Origin of the sequence: Tsukamurella conjunctivitidis (assembly GCF_007858475.1) — a bacterium.
GTDB classification, from domain to species: Bacteria; Actinomycetota; Actinomycetes; order Mycobacteriales; family Mycobacteriaceae; genus Tsukamurella; species Tsukamurella conjunctivitidis.
This window is the reverse complement of record NZ_VIGX01000004.1, coordinates 282259-299406: the sequence shown is the minus strand read 5'-3', so window position 1 is coordinate 299406 and position 17148 is coordinate 282259. Positions and strand designations below refer to the sequence as shown.

Annotated in this window: 12 protein-coding genes; 4 read left to right on the top strand and 8 right to left on the bottom strand. The window is 71.6% G+C overall.

Annotated elements, in window-relative coordinates; genetic code table 11:
* Nucleotides 1-7: 7 nt before the first annotated feature.
* The gene (locus FK530_RS10535; protein WP_158645074.1) at nucleotides 8-1117 is read left to right on the top strand and encodes a GGDEF domain-containing protein; all 1110 of its coding nucleotides are present in this window, start codon (nucleotides 8-10) and stop codon (nucleotides 1115-1117) included.
* Between the two features lie 44 nt (nucleotides 1118-1161).
* On the opposite strand, the gene FK530_RS10530 is transcribed toward FK530_RS10535, so the two are convergent.
* Nucleotides 1162-3621, bottom strand: coding sequence for an HAD-IC family P-type ATPase (locus tag FK530_RS10530; protein ID WP_146486955.1), 2460 nt, complete (start codon nucleotides 3619-3621; stop codon nucleotides 1162-1164).
* 80 nt (nucleotides 3622-3701) lie between these two features.
* Here FK530_RS10530 and FK530_RS10525 point away from each other — a divergent pair, with 80 nt between their 5' ends.
* The 3 genes from FK530_RS10525 to FK530_RS10515 all read left to right on the top strand — a co-directional run bounded on the left by FK530_RS10525 (nucleotide 3702) and on the right by FK530_RS10515 (nucleotide 7034).
* Complete coding sequence (locus FK530_RS10525; protein WP_146486954.1) at nucleotides 3702-4850, top strand: MFS transporter; 1149 nt, start codon at nucleotides 3702-3704, stop codon at nucleotides 4848-4850.
* 18 nt (nucleotides 4851-4868) lie between these two features.
* Nucleotides 4869-5345, top strand: coding sequence for an SRPBCC family protein (locus FK530_RS10520; RefSeq protein ID WP_146486953.1), 477 nt, complete (start codon nucleotides 4869-4871; stop codon nucleotides 5343-5345).
* A 165-nt stretch (nucleotides 5346-5510) separates the two neighbouring features.
* Nucleotides 5511-7034, top strand: coding sequence for an acyl-CoA synthetase (locus tag FK530_RS10515; RefSeq protein ID WP_146486952.1), 1524 nt, complete (start codon nucleotides 5511-5513; stop codon nucleotides 7032-7034).
* 158 nt (nucleotides 7035-7192) lie between these two features.
* Here the strand turns inward: FK530_RS10515 and FK530_RS10510 are convergent, their stop codons facing one another.
* The 7 genes from FK530_RS10510 to FK530_RS10480 form a co-directional block, all read right to left on the bottom strand.
* Nucleotides 7193-8812: an HNH endonuclease signature motif containing protein gene (locus tag FK530_RS10510; protein ID WP_146486951.1), complete on the bottom strand. Its 1620-nt coding sequence runs from the start codon at nucleotides 8810-8812 to the stop codon at nucleotides 7193-7195.
* A gap of 84 nt (nucleotides 8813-8896) precedes the next feature.
* On the bottom strand, nucleotides 8897-9319 hold the full coding sequence (locus FK530_RS10505; protein ID WP_146486950.1) for a hypothetical protein: 423 nt from the start codon (nucleotides 9317-9319) through the stop codon (nucleotides 8897-8899).
* Between the two features lie 10 nt (nucleotides 9320-9329).
* On the bottom strand, nucleotides 9330-9542 hold the full coding sequence (locus FK530_RS10500) for a hypothetical protein (RefSeq protein WP_146486949.1): 213 nt from the start codon (nucleotides 9540-9542) through the stop codon (nucleotides 9330-9332).
* Nucleotides 9543-9597: 55 nt separating this feature from the next.
* A complete protein-coding gene (locus FK530_RS10495) occupies nucleotides 9598-12231 on the bottom strand; it encodes an AAA family ATPase (protein WP_146486948.1) in 2634 nt (877 codons plus the stop codon).
* On the bottom strand, nucleotides 12228-13364 hold the full coding sequence (locus tag FK530_RS10490; RefSeq protein ID WP_146486947.1) for a metallophosphoesterase family protein: 1137 nt from the start codon (nucleotides 13362-13364) through the stop codon (nucleotides 12228-12230). Before FK530_RS10490 ends, FK530_RS10495 begins: the two co-directional genes overlap by 4 nt.
* A gap of 111 nt (nucleotides 13365-13475) precedes the next feature.
* Nucleotides 13476-14267 carry a hypothetical protein gene (locus FK530_RS10485; RefSeq protein ID WP_146486946.1) on the bottom strand — a complete coding sequence of 264 codons (792 nt, stop codon included), beginning with the start codon at nucleotides 14265-14267 and terminating at the stop codon, nucleotides 13476-13478.
* Nucleotides 14268-17147: a DEAD/DEAH box helicase gene (locus tag FK530_RS10480; RefSeq protein ID WP_146486945.1), complete on the bottom strand. Its 2880-nt coding sequence runs from the start codon at nucleotides 17145-17147 to the stop codon at nucleotides 14268-14270. It abuts the gene before it with no gap.
* Nucleotide 17148: the final 1 nt, after the last annotated feature.

Here is a 17148-nt window from a genome sequence, read left to right as displayed (position 1 = left end):
TGGGACGATGACCGCCATGGAGAAGACTCTCACCGACGGGGTTCCGCGCCACCTTCTCCGCCGTATCGAGATGCAGGACAGGGTGTGGCGGTATGCGATCGCCGCCCTGACCGTGGCGTTCGGCGCGTTCGGATCCGTCACCATGGTCATTCCCGACGGCGCCGGCGACAGCCCATGGCGGCGGATCACGATCGGGCTCATCTGCCTCAGCGTGATCCCCGCGGCGACCATCGTGGCCAGGACACCGCTCGGTGGGGCGTGGTGGTCCAAGGGAGCGCGGAACAAGGGCAGCATCGCCTTCGTCGCGTACGCCGACCTCGGCCTGGCGGGCGTGGTGCTGTGCATGCAGAACGCCCAGGCGGCCCTGATCGGCACGGGGCTGTTCGCCGTGATCGGCGCCTACGTGGCGCACTTCGTCGACGGCCGGGTCATGTCCCTCCACATCGCCTTCTCGACGACGGTCATCCTGGCGCTCGGTGCGAGCCTGCTCGCCGCCGGGTTCAACCCGACCACCGTCGCGCTCGAGGTGATCGTCGCGATCGTCGTGGCGAACGCGGTGGTGGCGCTGCTCCGGCGGTACACCGTCGAGACGCAGCGCTTGCTCAGTAAGCAGCTGCTCGAATCGTCCCTCGATCCGCTCACGAACATTCTCAATCGCCGCGGGTTCGCCTTCTCGGGTGATCGCCTGCTGCACCGGACGCCCGGCGCGATGGTGGTCGCGGCGATCGACGTCGACGAGTTCAAGACCATCAACGACCGCTTCGGCCACACCGTCGGTGACGGGGTGCTTCGCAACGTCGCGAGCCTCATCGCCGCGGGTACCACGGCGAACGCTGTCGTCGGCCGCCTCGGCGGCGACGAGTTCGCCGTCATCAGTGCGGATCCCGAACGTGACACGACATTCCTGGGCGAGGACATCCACCGGGATCCCGTGTGGCTGCCGGACGGTAGCTCGGTATCGCTCAGCATCGGCCTCGTGTACGTCGATCCCGCCCCCGCGGGGCGGCCCAAGCGCATCGTGTCGGCCCTGCTCGACGACCTCAACGACCGCGCCGATCACGCCCTCAAGGAGAGCAAGACCGCGGGCCGGAACCGGACCACCACGGTCACCAGTTGAGCCGCAGCGCGGTCGGCGTGGACCACACCGGCCCCGGGGCTCCGTTAGCCGCGTCGGTGCTCGAATCGCGCGAACAGCGAGGGCGCCACCCGGCGGAAGACCTCCACCAGCACGATCGCGAGACCGCCGAAGGCGAACCCGGTACCGACGGTGGTGGGGTCGCTGATGTCGAGGAAGAACTTCTCCTGCGCGATCGGGATCGAGAACAGCACCACGTAGAACAGCACCGAGACGCCCACCAGGGTCACCTTCCACCAGGTGTACGGCCTCGCGACGATCGCGAGCACCCACAGCGCGCCGATGAGCAGCGTGATCAGTGCCGCGGTCGATGCCTGGATCTGCTCGACGCTGAGCGCCGCCGCCTTACCGCCCAGCGAGGCGCCGGACCCGCCCGGGTTCACCACCAGGTAGCACAGGAAGATCGCGATGCCCACGCCCACGCCCGAGGGCAGCGCCAGCTTCAGCACCCGCGAGACGAAGCCGGTCTTCGCCCGTTCGTTGTTGGGCGCCAAGGACATCACGAAGGCGGGCAGACCGATCGTGAACCAGGCCGAGATCGTCACGTGGATCGGCTGGAACGGGTACGAGATCGCGGCGAATCCGAAGATCTTGGCACCTAGGCCGGCCAGGCCCACGAGCCACGCCAGCAGCACCGCGTACACCGTCTTGGTGAGGAACAGGTTCGCCACGCGCTCGATGTTGCCGATCACGCGCCGCCCCTCCCCCACCACGTACGGAAGAGTCGCGAACTTGTTGTCCAGCAAGACGATCTGCGCGACCGACCGGGCAGCGGAGCTGCCGGATCCCATCGCGACCCCGATGTCGGAGTCCTTGAGCGCCAGCACGTCGTTCACGCCGTCGCCGGTCATGGCGACGGTGTCGCCGCGCGACTGCAGCGCCTTGACCATCGCCCGCTTCTGGTCGGGCCGCACGCGCCCGAACGTCACGTTGTCGGTGACGACCTCGCCGAGTTCGTCGTTGTCCGACGGCAGCTTCCGCGCGTCGACCGACGAATCGGGCGAGCCCAGCCCCAGCGAATGCGCCACCGCACCGACGGAGACGGCGTTGTCGCCGGAGATCACCTTCACGGCGACGCCCTGCGCGTCGAAGAAGTCGAGGGTGTCACGGGCGTCGACGCGCACTCGCTGCTCCAGCGCGATCAGCGCGCGCGGCACCAGGTTCCCGGGCGCCTCGAGCCCATCGACCTCGGTGTCCACAGCCACATCCGTCGACGCGACCAGCAGCACCCGCAGCCCGGTCGAGCCCAGCTCGGTGGCGCGCCGCGCACCGTCGGACTCGGGATCGAGGAGCACGTCGGCGGCGCCGAGGATCCAGTTGCCGCGCGACACATCGCCGTCGGCGAGCGAGATCCCGGACCACTTCTTGGCGGAGCTGAACGGCGCCACGCCCGCTGCGCGCCAGGCCGGAGCGTCGGGGTAGGCCTCGGCGATCGCCTGCACGCTCGCGTTCGGCCGTGGATCGAGGGCGGCCACCGCGGCCAGCGCGGTCTCGATGTCGGCGCGCTCACCGTCGAGCACGTCGACCTCCGACAGCCGCATCCCGTTCTCGGTGAGCGTGCCGGTCTTGTCGGCGCACACCACGTTGACGCGGGCAAGGCCCTCGATGGCGGGCAGCTCCTGCACGAGGCACTTGCGCCGCCCGAGCCGCACGACGCCGACCGCGAAGGCGATGGAGGTCATGAGTACGAGCCCCTCGGGAACCATGGGGACCAGCGCCGCCACCATGCCCAGGATCGCCTGGTTCAGTTCCTGTTTCGAGATCACCAGCTGGTTGAAGACGGTGAGGACGCCGGCCGGGACCAGCAGCCAAGTGATCACCTGCAGGATCTTGTCGATGCCGGAACGGAGCTCGGAGTTGACCAGGGTGAACTTGCTCGCCTCGTCGGCGAGCTGCGCGGCGTAGGCGTCGGCGCCGACTTTCGTGGCGCGGTACGCGCCGGACCCCGAGACCACGAAACTGCCGGAGAAGATCTCGTCGCCGAGCTGCTTGTCGACGGGGTCCGCCTCACCGGTGAGCAGCGACTCGTCGACCTCGAGGGCCTCGAACTCGATCGCCTCGCCGTCGACGACGATCTGATCGCCGGGACCGATCTCGATCACGTCGTCGAGAACGACGTCCGACTGCGCGACCTCGGTGGCGGCACCGTCGCGACGCACCACCGGACGGGCCTGCCCGACGATCGCCAGCGAGTCCAGGGTCTTCTTGGCGCGCAGCTCCTGAATGATGCCGATTCCGGAGTTGAACACGATGAGCAGCCCGAACAGGCCGTTGATCAGCGACCCGGTGAACAGCACGAGCAGGAAGAGCACGCCCAGCATCGCGTTGATGCGGGTGAAGACGTTGGCGCGGACGATGTCCCAGGTGCTCCGGCCGGAGCGATTCGGCAGCGTGTTCACCCGTCCGTCGCGCACCCGCTCCGCGACCTGCGCGGCGGTGAGGCCGGACGCGGGAAGGCCGGACGTCGTATCGGGTGCAGCAGTCATGCCCGCGAGTGTAATGAGGCGAACCGGTCACCGGCCTCTGCGGTGACGGTCCCGGCACGCCGTATTGCTAGGTTCCCCTCGTGACCGCGACGACGCACAGGCGCGCCCTCCTCCCGCTCTACGCCGCGGGCTTCACCACCGCCTTCGGCGCGCACAGCATCGCGGCGAGCCTTGGCGGCCTGACCGGGTCGGTGGGCTCGCAGCTCCTGGCGCTCGGCGTCCTGCTCGCCCTCTACGACGGCGCCGAGGTCCTCCTCAAGCCGATCTTCGGCACCCTGGCGGACCGGATCGGGCCGCGACCGGTTCTGCTCGGCGGGCTGGTCGCCTTCGCGATCGCCTCGACGGCGTTCGTCGTGGCGGGCAACCCCGGGCTCCTCGCGGGGGCCCGGTTCGCGCAGGGCGCAGCGGCGGCCGCCTTCTCGCCCGCCGCCAGCGCGATGGTCTCGCGGCTGACCCCCGATACCGCGCAGGGCCGCGCGTTCGGCAGCTACGGCGCATGGAAGGGGCTCGGCTACACGCTGGGTCCGGTGCTCGGTGGCGCGCTGATCTGGGCGGGCGGCTACAACCTGCTGTTCGGGGTGCTCGGCGGCGTCGCCGCGCTGGTCGCGGCGTGGGCGTTCGGAGCCGTACCGGTGCTCGATCCCCTGCCGCGGCAGCGACAGACCGTGGTCGATCTGGCGCGGCGTCTCGGCTCCCGCTCGTTCCTGCTTCCCACCTCGGCGCTCGCCGCGTCCACCGGAGTGCTCGCGGTCGGCGTCGGCTTCCTCCCGGTCGCCGGATCCGACCACGGAATGGGTCCCCTCTTCACCGGCGCCGTCGTCTCCGTGCTCGCCCTCACGGCGTCGCTGGTCCAACCGCGGGCCGGTCGCGCGCGCGATGCCGGAAAGCTGTCCGACGGTGCGGGCCTCGCCTCCGGGCTCCTCCTCGCCGCGCTCGGCCTCATCGCCGTCGCGATCCCCGGTCCGACGGGGATCGTGGTCGCGGCGGTGCTGATCGGCGCGGGCGTGGGCCTGGTGACGCCCCTGGGCTTCGCACACCTCGCGCAGAACTCCCCGAAGGAACGACTGGGGCAGACGATGGGCTCCGCCGAGATCGGCCGCGAGCTCGGCGACGCCGGCGGTCCGCTGCTGGTCGGCGGCATCGCGGCAGCCGCCGGCCTCACCGCCGGACTCACGGGACTGACCGTGGTGCTGGTGATCGTCGCGCTCGCCGCGCTCCGGCTGCGGTAGCGCCGTACTCTTGCCCGCATGACCGCCTTCACCGTCACCCGATCCACCGAGATCGCGGCGCCCGCCGACACCGTCTACGGGCTCATCGCCGACTTCCACGAATGGCGGCACTGGTCACCCTGGGAGGGTCTCGACCCGCAGCTGCACCGCGAGTACACCGGCCCGTCGAGCGGGCCGGGCGCGAGTTACGCCTGGCGCGGCAACCGCAAGGCGGGCGCCGGCCGGATGACGATCTCCGCGGTCGAGCCGGGCCGCTCGGTCGACGTGGACCTCGAGTTCCTCAAGCCGATGTCGTCGCACAACCACGTGCGCTTCGACATCGTCCCCACGGGCGACGCCGTGACGGTCACCTGGACGATGACCGGTGAGACCAGCGGGCTGTTCTCGCTGATCGGCAGGATCGTGCCGATGGACAAGTTCGCCGGCAAGGACTTCGAGAAGGGCCTCGCCGCCCTCAAGGCCCGCAGCGAGAACACGGGCGCCGGCCCGGCCTGAGCGGCCGCGCCCGGCGGCGGAGGCTGTCGCGCGGCGGGCGTGGTCCGCTCCCACCGCGAGGTGCGGCACCGTCGGACCTGAGAATCCGGCGAATCGCCCCCGGACCCGGCCCGGCGGCGGCGAGGATGCACGCAATCGCTCGCACCGCGCCCGCAAGGAGTCACCATGCCCGCTCGCCCCGCCGTCGACCTCGGATCCTGGATCGCCCGCCGCGCCGCCGTCAGCGGCGACCGCCCCGCCATCACCTACGGCGAGACGACGTGGAGCTACCGGGAGTTCGCGGACCGGGTCGACCGGCTCGCGGCGGAACTCGTCGCGGGCGGCGTCGGCACGGGCGACCGGGTGGGGTACGTGGGCTTCAACCACCCCGACTTCCTCACCACGATGTTCGCCGCCTCCCGCGCCGGCGCGGTCTTCGTGCCGCTGAACTTCCGCCTGACCTCGGCGGAGCTCGAGTACATCCTCACCGACGCCGGCGTCCACACCCTCGTGGCCGACGCCGACCGCGCCGCCGTGGTCGAGCCGGTGCGCGCCGCGTCGGGACTGATGCGGGCCATCGCCCTCGAGCCGGTGGACGGCTGGGAGCAGCTCGACGGGCTCCTCGCCGACCGTGCGCCGATCGCGGAGCCGCAGTCGCCCGCGGAGGACGACCTCGCCCTGATCATGTACACCTCCGGCACCACCGGCCGCCCCAAGGGCGCGATGCTCACGCACGGGAACATGTTCTGGAACAACATGAACGCGCTGCTCAGCCTCGACACCGTGTCCACCGATATCAGCCTCGTCGCGGCGCCGCTCTTCCACATCGGCGGCCTCAACGTGACCACCCTCATCACGTTGCAGAAGGGCGGGCAGCTGGTCATCCTGCCCGCCTTCGACCCCACCGCGGCGCTCGCTCTCATCGAGAAGCACCGCGTCACCAGCATGTTCGGTGTCCCCGCGATGTTCCTGTTCATGAGCCAGGCGCCGACCTTCGAAACCACCGACCTCAGCACCGTCCGCCAGTTCATCTGCGGCGGCGCGCCCGTCCCCGAGCCGCTCATCGCGCTGTACAACGGCCGGAACATCCCGTTCTGCCAGGGCTACGGGCTCACCGAGACCGCGCCGCTCGCCCTCGTCATGGACGTCTACGACACCGCCCGCAAGATCGGCGCCGCCGGCCACCACATCCTGCCGCTCTCGGAGGTCGCGCTCCTCGGGCCCGACGGTGCGCCCGTCCCCGCCGGGGAGCGCGGCGAGGTCTGCGTGCGCGGCCCCCAGGTGACTCCCGGTTACTGGCAGAACCCGGACGCCACCGGCGCCGCGATCGACGCGGACGGCTGGTTCCACACGGGCGATGTGGGCGAACAGGATTCGGACGGGTACGTCACGGTCGTGGATCGTGTGAAGGACATGGTGATCTCCGGCGGCGAGAACGTCTACCCCGCCGAGGTCGAGTCCGTCCTGTACCGGCACCCGTCAATCGCGGAGGTCGCGATCATCGGTACTCCGCACGAGAAGTGGGGCGAGGCCGTGACGGCGATCGTCGCGCTCAAGCCCGAGACCTCGCTCACGCTGGAGGAGGTCCGCGAGTTCGCGAAGGACTCGCTGGCGCCGTACAAGCTGCCGCTCGCCCTGCACGTCGTGGACGCTCTCCCCCGCAACCCCGCGGGCAAGGTGCTCAAGTTCAAGCTGCGCGAGCAGGTCTGAGTTCACGCTGCATCAACCTCTCCACCGCGGGCGGGGAGCCGGACGAACCCTCACTGGCGCGGTGGACTCGCAGTGGCTGCTGGCATGGCCGACTGCCCCGACGCCCATCCGACCCCCACGCCGGGGTTCTTCGATGGGCACGTCAGGCCACGACCGGTTCAGGCCGCGAGGGATACCCACGACGGAGGGTCGAGGCGCCAGGCGTTGTCCGCTTCGTGCTCTGCGAGGAGTGCTTCGAGGATCGGCGGACCGTTCGGTCCGTCGAGCATCGCGCTGATGTCGTCGTGGATGGTGCCGACGAAATCGCGGTACAGGGCGCGTTCGTCCTGTTCGCGCCAGGCGTCGGAGTACTGCTGGTGCCGCTGCCGGTGGTGCTCCTGTGCCAGCCGGTACAACTCGTGGGCGTGGTGCCGGTGGTTCACCTGGAAGGCGCCGTCGGGGTCGGCGGTGCGGTGCCATCCGGTACGGCCGGCGAATTCCTCGCCGTCGGGAATGGTCACCGTCTCGAATCCCCGGCGGATCGCGTCGCCGCTGGGGACCACTTTGCCGTGGTGGGCATCGCACGCGAGCGTGAGGACCGTGATATCGGTGCGGCCGCCGTCCTTCCACTCGGTCGTGTGGTGGACCTGGCAGCGGGTGGCCGGGGCGTCGCAGCGCGGTGCGCTGCAGCCCTTCTCAGACCCGTACAGCGCGATCCGCTGATCGGCAGAGGCGAGACGCTTCTCCCGGCCCAGGTACAGCGGGCGTCCGGCGACGTCGAGCAGCAGGAGGTATTTGGGGTTGGCGCCCATCATCCGCAATGCGTCCTCGACAGGGAGTCGCCCGCCGGTAGCGGTGGTGGCGATGCCGGTCTCGGACTCGAGCTGGTCGATGCTGAGCGTGATGATCGGGATGCACGGAAGGCCCCGGTGCTGCCCCAGAAGCCCTGATCCGATCGCTGCACGCAGGGCGGCGGCGAGGGCGTCGTGGTTGCGTTGCGCCGTGGTGCGCCTGTCCCGCTTGGCCGCCGCGGCTACGGCATCGGCGTCGTCCATATCGACCGGAGCATCGACGTCATCCGGGTTGTTCACGCCTGGGCGGGCGAGCTTTTCGAAGACCACGTCCATCAGCGCTCTCGCCTCGGGTGAGAGCACGCCTTCGACGCCGGACATCAGATCCTCACCCTGCTTGCCGATGCTCAGCTCGCGGGCACGGGCGATGTCCTCGGCCGAGGGTTCAGCACCGTCGGGATCGATGTGCTCGTAGGCGCGTCGCCCGAGCATCGCGATGTCATCCGGGGTGCAGCCGCCGACCGCTGCGGTGACCAGCATGTCTTCCAGGTCATGAAGTTTGGGCATGGTGAGCTTGTGCGAGCACTTGTCGAGGGCCTTCTCGATCGAGACCGCGTGCCGCTCGGAGATCAGTCCGTCGCGTTGCGCACCGGCGAGTACCGGGAGCTTGGGTTCGGACGCAACTCCGTGCGTCTGCCGGGGTGCTCGCGAGCGGGCACCCCGGATCCGATCGACCGCTTCCCCGCCGGCGAGGTACAGCTGATCGACCAGCATCTCCTTGACACCGGTATACCCGAGCTGCGCCGGCAGGCCCTGCTCGATACCGACCTGGGTGAGCCAGTGCTGGCTGCTGGGCACCTTCCGGGCGGCGCGCTCGAGCCGGCGCAGCCCATCGAGTACCTCCGTGGAGGAGAGCATCACGGGGTTCATCGCGGCGAGCCGTTCCGCCGCCTGTTCGAATGTCGCGAGTGCATCGAGATACTCCGCAGCAGCGTTCTTCTCGGCCATGGATTCACCTCCATTCGCTACCGCGATTCTACGCCGATATTCGATCTGGCGACACATGATCGAACGTGGAGTCGGAAGTGAAATCTATGGACCGGCGAGGTGCTCACGGACGACGGAGATATCGCTGGCGCGATCCCGCACGATCCGCTTCGACCTCACCTCGAACGCCGATTTCTCGATGACGATGAGCCGCAGTCCATGTTCCGGGATGAGCGTGCGCTTGCGCGCGTCGTAGATCCGCCGCTGTTCGCCACGGCCGACGCCGGACACCGTCTCACGCCGGTCGAAGAACCGGTTCGGCTGCGAATGTTGCTCCTCCTGGAACTCGACGACGAGCCCCAGGACCTCCCAGTACCCGTCAACAGGGAGCGGAACGCCGCGAGTCCTGTTGCGCGGCGCGTCCCCACGCAGCCAATCGAACCGGGCCTGACGGTGCCCGGCGACTCCGAGCACCTCGTCGCACAGATCGAGGACGTAGTGCTCGTCGGAATGCGATCGGCCGGCCACAATCGCGAGCTTAGTGACCATCCTGCGACGAAGGGGGAAAGGACTGCTGGCCGGGCTGGACCGGTCCCTGCTGACCGTAAGGCCCGGGCTGGTATGGAGGCCGCGGGGGGAGTTGTTCGGGCTTGCTCGCGGCCTTCACGATCAGCACCACGGCGACGGCGATCGCGGCGACCACCACGGCGACGATGCCGAGGAAGACGAACGGCATGTAGTTGAACCCCATCGGCTCAGCCTGCCGACACGCGGGGCGATCGTTGCAGGTGGGGGCTTCCCAGCCGCTAGCCGAGTGCGACCTCGGTGACGCCGTCGCGGCCGCGGAGGGCGTCGAAACGGCCCGGGACGCAGCTGAAGACGATCACCTGCGCGCTGCGGCCGGCCTCGACGAGGGCGTCCGCCATCGCGCCGAGCCGGGCCGGATCGCTGTGGCCGAGGGCGTCGTCGAAGATGACGGGCGCGCCGTCGGCACCGTCCACCAGGCGGGCGCACGCGAGCCGGCTGAGGACGCCCAGCTGCTCCTGCGCGCCGCCGGACAGCGACTCGAAGGGCACGGTGACCCCGTCGACGGTGCGGGAGGCGATCGTCAGGTCGTCCCCGACGGTGATAGTGAGTGGATCGCCGAAGACCGTGCGGCCCAGCTCTTCCAGGGCCCGCTGGTACGGCGCCTGCACCCTGGCCCGGCGCGCGTCGCGGTGCGCGGTGAGCGTCTCGTGCAGCAGCGCCGCCGCGCGGGCCCGCTCCTCCACCGACGTCAGGGCGCGCTCCGCGTGAACGTGCTCGGCCTCCGCGGCATCGAGCCGATCCCGGCGTCCGTCCGCCTGGAACAACTGCAGCTGCCCGGTCAAGCCGGCCAGGTCCTCGCGGGCCGCGGCCTCCGCCGCGCGTGCCCGCTCCGCTGTCGTGCGCGCCTCGGCGAACCGGGCCGCGAAGCCCGCGACGTCCGCCTCGCGGGCTGCGCGCTCGTGCTCGGCGAGATCCGCGGCGGCGGCCTCGCGCGCCGCGACAGCCTCGTCGGCCGCGGCGCCGAGCGCGTCGTCGGAGGCTTCCGCACGCGCCCGCTCCAGCTCGGCGGAGAGCTCCGAGGCGCGATTGTCGAAGTGCTGCAGTCGGTCCGCGGCGACCTGGGCATCGGTGCTCGCGCGGTGCAGCTCCTGCTGCTTCTGCCCCAGCTGTTCGCGGGTGCGCCGCTCCTCGCCGCGCGATTCGACCTCGGCCTGCGTGGCCTCCATCAGGTTGGCCTTGGCCCGCTCGGGATCGACCGCCAGGAGTTCTGCGTCCACTGCCGCCTCGAGCGCGACGATCCGCTCGGCCGACTCCTCCGCGAGCTCGCGCAACTCCGGCAGGGTGTGTTCACCGAGCGCGTGGGCCAGCGCGATCCGCGCCTCCTGCATCTCGATCTCGATGGCCTCGCGCTGCTCGTGCAGTTCGCGAGCCTCCGCCACATCGGCGGCGCCCGCATCGCGGCACGCCGCGAGCAGGGCACTGTGCGAGGCCTTCACCTCGGCGGCCGCATCGGCGCTCTCCCCGCGCTGCAGGACCTCGATCCGGACCGCGCCCGGCACCTCGATCACCATCCCGTTGCCCGCGACGACCTCCACCGGCTCCTCGCCGATGTTGCTGCCGTCCACGAGGACGTCCGAGAAGCCCAGCCGCTCGAGCTTGAGCGTGGCGGCCAGCGCCGAGAATCGCGCCTGCGCCTTCTCGTACCGCTGCTCCGCGACCGCGATCGTCTGCAGGGCCCGGCGATCGATGGGGTTCCCCGCCAGCCGGTTCCGCGCATCCTCCACGTCCTTGCCCAGCAGCTGCGCCTGCTCGATGCGCTTGACCAGGCGCTGATGCCCCACCGACTCGCGGGCGTAGTCGACCGCGTACTGCGCCTGCGACTTCCGTTCCCGCCGGTCGGCGGAGACGGCGGACAGCTCGTGCACGGTGGTCTCGAGCCACGAGGCCTCGGCGGCGAGCACCTCGCGGTCGGCCAGCGCTCGGTCCCGCAGCACGCGGACCTGCGCGGTGCGATCGACGGCGATTCCCTGCTGCTCCACGAGGCGGCGTCGGCGGTTGGCCGCATCGCCCGCGTGCTGCTCGCGCAGCGTGGCGGATTCGAGCGCCGCTCGGGACTGGGCGAGCCGTGCCTGCAGCGCGGAGATCCGCTCTTGATCGGCACCGAGGGCATCGAACGCCGCAGCGGCGGCGGACCGTCGATCGACGAGCGCCGCCAGGCGCGCGGAGGCGAGCGCGTGCTGCTCCACCACCTGGTCGACCTCGCGCAGCGCGGCCTCGGCCGCCTCCAGGGCCTTCCGGGCCTCGGTCTCGCGGGTGCGGGCCGCGGACAGCTCGCCCGTGGGACGTCCCGTGGGCGTGAAGTACCGGGCACGCTCGGCGGCGACGGCCTCGGCCAGGCGTTCCGCACCCGGCTCGTCCTCGCCCGCGCCGCCCGAGGCCGCATCGAGGGCCTTGGCGAAGGCGGCGCTGTCGCGCAGCGAGGGCTGGCCGGGGCCGGGGCCCTGCAGCACGGTGAGCGCCGACAGCAGGTCGCCGTCCACGTGGGCGCGCATCTGCTCGGCCACCCACGACTCGGCGCTGCCGCCCGTGAGCTGCAGGGGCGTGGGCTCGAGCACCGTGAGTACGGTGCCGGGGCGGCGGTGGTACTGCTTGGCGTAGACGAAGCGGTACGGGCCCACCGTGAGCTCCGCCTCCACGAAGGGGCCGGCGTCGCGGTGGGCGGGGCACACCGCCTCCACACGCTGGGCCTTCGACGTGGCCTTGACCTCGAGAAGCAGCTGCAGCGCCTCCACCATCGACGACTTGCCGGCCTCGTTCGGGCCGTGCAGCAGCGTGACGCCGGTGTCGGCGAAGGCCAGCTCCCGCTCCTCGACGCCGCGGAAATCCTTGACCGCCAGGCGATGCAGCCTCATGCACCCACCTCCTGGCGAGTGAGCCGGTACAGCAGAGCGAGCGCACCGGACGCATCGGTGGACCGCTCACCACCGCTGCGGGCGACGCCCAACAGTTCCTGAGCAGCGGCGGCGGCCGGGCCGGTGAGTTCCAGAGATTCCAGCTCGGACTCGCCCGGCAGCACCGCCAGGTCCGTCTTGCGTTCCCATAGCTCAACGGCCGCGAACCGCGCCCGTAGGGCCTCGATCTCACGATCCAGCTCGGCCTTCGCCGCCAGCCCGACGGTGCCCGTGAAGCCCACCTTGACCACGGTGCGGTCCTTGTCGGGGAGCGCGGACAGCGCGCCGACGGCCGCGGCCACATCGCGCTCGGACGACAGCGGGAACTCCCGCGACGCGAAGCGCCACGTACCGACCCGCACCGCGGTCACCGTCGACGGTCCCTCCTCGGGGACGTCGACGACGAGGACCGAGCCGGAGCCCGTCTCCTTGTGGTCGAAGTTCGTGACCTCGGGGGCACCGGAGTACCAGATTCCCTGCGCCACTTCGGTGACCGAGTGCCGGTCCCCGAGCGCGACGTATCGCAGTTCGCCCGCGGTGATCCGCTCCGACAGCGCCGCCACGTCGATGAGCCGCTGATCCTGCGCACCGACCGGCAGGGTGCCGCCGTGCCCGACCGCGATGCGGATCACGCCCGGGGCGGGCGGGGCGGCCGCGGCGACGGCCTCGGTGAGCGGATCCCCGGTGGGGTGCTTCGAGAACCACGGGGCCGCCAACAGTTCGACACCCGGGCGCACCTCGTGCACGCCGGGGGTGTCGAGGACGACCACGTTGGCCGGCCGGTGCCGAGCGAAGACCTCGGAGGTGTAGATCGACGCGGCGTCGAGCGGGTCGTGGTTACCGGGCAGCAGGTACACCGGGCGGTCGATCGCCGCGATCCGGTCGAGACTGCGGGCGATCACCCCGGGAGCGAGCCGGTTGTCCTCGAAGACGTCACCGCAGACGACCACGAACTCCGCCTCCTGCTCGGCGGCGACGGCCCCGAGCCGGGAGATCGCATCGAGCCTGGCATCGGTGAAGCGGGCCTGCGCATCCGCGTCGAGGAAGTGCCGCGTCATGCCCAGCTGCCAGTCCGCCGTGTGTACGAAACGCATGCCCTTCACCCCCTCGTAGGTCGCCCCTCAGGGTAGTGACATCGACCGACAGGTTCCGTCACCGACGCGGTACCGCGTGGATCACTCCGCCGCCGGCCCGCGGACCGCACGTCACCGCGGGTCGCGGAGGCGGTCGTAGAGCTCCGCGAGCTCGTCGGTCGCCTCGGCGACGTCGGCGGGCCTCGTGCCGGAGCGGCGCAGGGCCATGCGCAGGAGCGCCGGGTCGAGCAGCGTCATGGCGTCGATCGGGGTCGGCTCCGGCAGCGGCGGTAGGTCGTAACCCTCTCCGTAGAAGGCCGCCGCGCCCGCGTCCCACTCGTCGGCCTCCCATGCCTCGCGCGCACCGTCGGCCCCGGATGCCGTGCCCGCCGGCGGCGGTCCCTCACGTTCGGACGCACCGACCCGGGCCAGCAGTCCCGCGAGGGGCACGCCGGCGAAATCCAGGACCAGCGACGGGTCCGCGTCGGCGGCCGCGCAGAACTCGTAGGTCAGGGCCAGCGCGTGCACGCAGGCGCCGGAGTCGTCGGGGCACGCGCAGTCGACGATCACGTCCGAGGCGGTCTCGGGCAGCACGAGTTCGCCCAGAGTGCGCCCCAGCTCGCCACGGGTCACCCCCAGCAGCTCCGCCGCGGCGCCCTGCGCCACCAGCAGTGAGACCACCGCGGCCGCATCGCCCGGCACCCGGGACAGAGCGACCGCGAAGGGATCGAGCTGGCTGCCCTGCACGGTGGCCGTCACCGACGCCGGCACCACGGCGAGCGAGTACACCTGGTGCTCCTGGTAGAGCCGCCGCGCGTACTGGATCTTGCGCCGCTCGGTGACCTCCTCGCGTTGCTGGATGAGCCGGCGGCCGAACCAGGTAACGCCCATCGTCCGCGCGGTGTCGCGCGCCTTCCGCGCCACCTAGAGCACCGCCTCGTCGCGCAGGGCCACCAACTCGTACAGTTCGTCGTTGTTGAGCTCGGTCAGCCAGGCCTCGCCCGTCTGCACGGTCATTGAAGAAAGCTCCTTCTTGGCGGCGATCACCCCGTCGATGCGCTCCTCGAGCGTGCCCGCGCACACGAACTTGCGGACCTGCACCGCCCGCGTCTGCCCGATGCGGAAAGCACGGTCCGTCGCCTGGTTCTCGACCGCCGGGTTCCACCACCGGTCCACGTGGATCACGTGATTCGCGGCCGTGAGGTTGAGCCCGGTCCCGCCGGACTGCACCGTCGCCACCAGGGCGGGCGGGCCGTCGCCGGACTGGAACCGCGCGACCATCGCGTCGCGCTCGGTGCGCGGCACGGCACCGTCCAGCACGGGCACCTCCGCGCCGAGCAGGCCGCTGAGCCAGGGCTGCAGCATGCGCGCGAACTCCGCGTACTGGGTGAAGACGAGCGCGCGCTCGCCGTCTGCGGCGACCGTCTCCAGCACGTCCGCCAACAGCTCGAGCTTGCCCGAACGGTGCTGCCCGCGGCGCAGCAACGGCGAGCCGTCGCCGAGGTAGTGCGCGGGGTGGTTGCAGATCTGCTTGAGCCGGGTCAGCGACGCCAGCACCAGGCCCCGCCGGCCCATGCCCTGTGATTCGCGCAGTTCCCGGACCAGTTCGTTGAGCACGGCCTGATAGAGCCCCGCCTGCTCCGGCGTGAGCGAGGCGCGCACCGTGAACTCGGCCTTCTCCGGCAGCTCCGGGGCGACCGCCGGGTCGGTCTTCTCCCGGCGCAGGAGGAACGGCGAGGTCAGCGTGTTCAGCCGGCGCACCGCCGCCTGGTCCTGCTCGCGCTCGATGGGCAGCGCGAACCGGTTGCGGAACGTGCGGGCCGAGCCGAGCAGCCCCGGGTTGACCAGGTCGATCACGGCGCGCAGGTCCTCGAGCCGGTTCTCCACCGGGGTACCGGTGAGGGCCACGCGGTGGGCGGCGGGGATCGACCGCAGCGCCTTCGCCGCGGCGGTGTTGACGTTCTTGACGTGCTGCGCCTCGTCGACCACGAGGCGTCCCCAATGGTGCCCGGACAGCAGCTCGCGGTCCCGCGCCGCCAGCGCGAAGGTCGTGATCACCACGTCGGACGCGGTGGCCGCCTTCCCGAACTCCTCGCCCGTGGGCCGGTCGACGCCGTGGTGCACGTGCAGCCGCAGGCCCGGGGCGAAGCGCTGGGCCTCCGCGACCCAGTTGCCGACCACGGACATCGGGCACACCAGCAGCGTGGGCCGGACGGGCTCGTTCGCCTGCTCGCGCTCGTGACACAGCAGTGCGAGCACCTGGATCGTCTTGCCGAGGCCCATGTCGTCGGCGAGTACCGCCCCGATACCGCTGCGCCACAAGGTGACCAGCCACTCGAGCCCGCGCAGCTGATAGTCGCGCAACCGGGCATCGAGCGTCGACGGCGCCGGCACGTCGGCGGGCGCGATGGTGCCGCCCCGGTAGACCGAGTCGAGCCAGCCGAGGCCGTCGACCGCGGCCAGCGGGGCGGGCAACGCCGCCGGATCGGCGATCATCCCCAGCAGGTCGCTCACATCGGTGCCCGATTCCGCCGCGGAGCGCTGCTCGGCGACGAACCGCGCCGCGTGCGCGAGCGTCCGGCGATCCGCCCGGACCCACTTGCCGCGCACCTCCACCAGACCCGAGGCGGAGTTCGCCAGGGTCGCCAGCTCGCTCGCGGTGAGGACCGTGTCGCCGACGGCGAGCTGCCACGCGAAGTCCTTGATCTCGGCGAGACCGGCCTGCACCGTCAGCGCCGTCCGGCCGGGCTGCTCGCGTCCGACGAGCCGGAGCGCGGGGCGCACCGTCGCGATCGACGCCGGTAGCAGCACCTCGTAGCCGGCCTTCGTGAGCCCGGGCGCGCCCTCGAGGAAGAGCGCCTCCGCCTCCTCCGTGGTGAGCAGGAAGTCCAGCGAGGACTCGTCCTGCGCGACCCGCTTGAGCGGCGGATAGACCGCGAGCGCCCGCGCCAGCTCGCCCGCCAGGTCGTCCAAGTCGACGGGGCTCATCCGCGCCGGTTCGGCGCGCACCGGCGCGGCGCCGGGGACGCGCCGGCAGACCTCGAGGCGCCACGGCGTCGCGCCGGGCGTGCTCCTCGGCGCGAGGGGGTTCTCTCCCGGGCTGCGGCCGTCGGGCTCGACCAGGCGCAGTACCAGCAGGGTCTCGGCGGAACGGACGCTGCCGGCCCACTCGGTCCACGCCGCAGCGGCGCCCGCGTCGGCGACCGCCCTGGCCGGGAGGGGCTCACCGTCGACCAGGGCGCGCAGCGCGGGCGCCGCGACCCAGGACCACGGGCCGTCGCCGAGCCGCTGCCGCGCGGAGCGGTCGGCGAGCTCGGCCGTCATGTCGAGGACCGCCGCGAGGTCGCCGGTGCGCCGGAGCACCGGTGGCATCGCGGCGGCGGCGGTCTGCACCCAGGTGCGCCACTGCACGGACTCGACGGGCGCCCACCGGACGATCCACTCGCCGTCGTCGTTCCGCAGCGCGGGGGTCACCGCCCCGGCGGCCACGAACCGCTCCACCGATTTCGCGACCCAGCGCAGGTATCGCAGGTCGCCGGCACCGTCGGACGGGGAGAGCGCGTCGAGGAGCGCGCCGGCGCGGGCGGGCCCCAGGGTGAGGGCCGGCGCGACGATCCGGCCCCGGGGCCCGGCGAGTGTCACGGACCGTCGGGGACGACGATCGCCGAGGACCTCGGCGATCGGCGCGGGAAGCTTCGCGACGTCGGGCTCGGCGGTGGGCTCGCCGAGGTCGTCGGTGAACCACAGCGCGAGGCCGAGACCGGGACGCCACACACCGTGGGTCGCGGCGAGCGGACGGGGCACG

Bases quoted from the DNA above. Each gene is read 5' to 3' on its own strand.
- FK530_RS10535 (WP_158645074.1), top strand. From the start codon at position 8: ATGACCGCCATGGAGAAGACTCTCACCGACGGGGTTCCGCGCCACCTT.
- FK530_RS10530 (WP_146486955.1), bottom strand. From the start codon at position 3,621: ATGACTGCTGCACCCGATACGACGTCCGGCCTTCCCGCGTCCGGCCTC.
- FK530_RS10520 (WP_146486953.1), top strand. From the start codon at position 4,869: ATGACCGCCTTCACCGTCACCCGATCCACCGAGATCGCGGCGCCCGCC.
- FK530_RS10515 (WP_146486952.1), top strand. From the start codon at position 5,511: ATGCCCGCTCGCCCCGCCGTCGACCTCGGATCCTGGATCGCCCGCCGC.
- FK530_RS10510 (WP_146486951.1), bottom strand. From the start codon at position 8,812: ATGGCCGAGAAGAACGCTGCTGCGGAGTATCTCGATGCACTCGCGACA.
- FK530_RS10500 (WP_146486949.1), bottom strand. From the start codon at position 9,542: ATGGGGTTCAACTACATGCCGTTCGTCTTCCTCGGCATCGTCGCCGTG.
- FK530_RS10495 (WP_146486948.1), bottom strand. From the start codon at position 12,231: ATGAGGCTGCATCGCCTGGCGGTCAAGGATTTCCGCGGCGTCGAGGAG.
- FK530_RS10490 (WP_146486947.1), bottom strand. From the start codon at position 13,364: ATGCGTTTCGTACACACGGCGGACTGGCAGCTGGGCATGACGCGGCAC.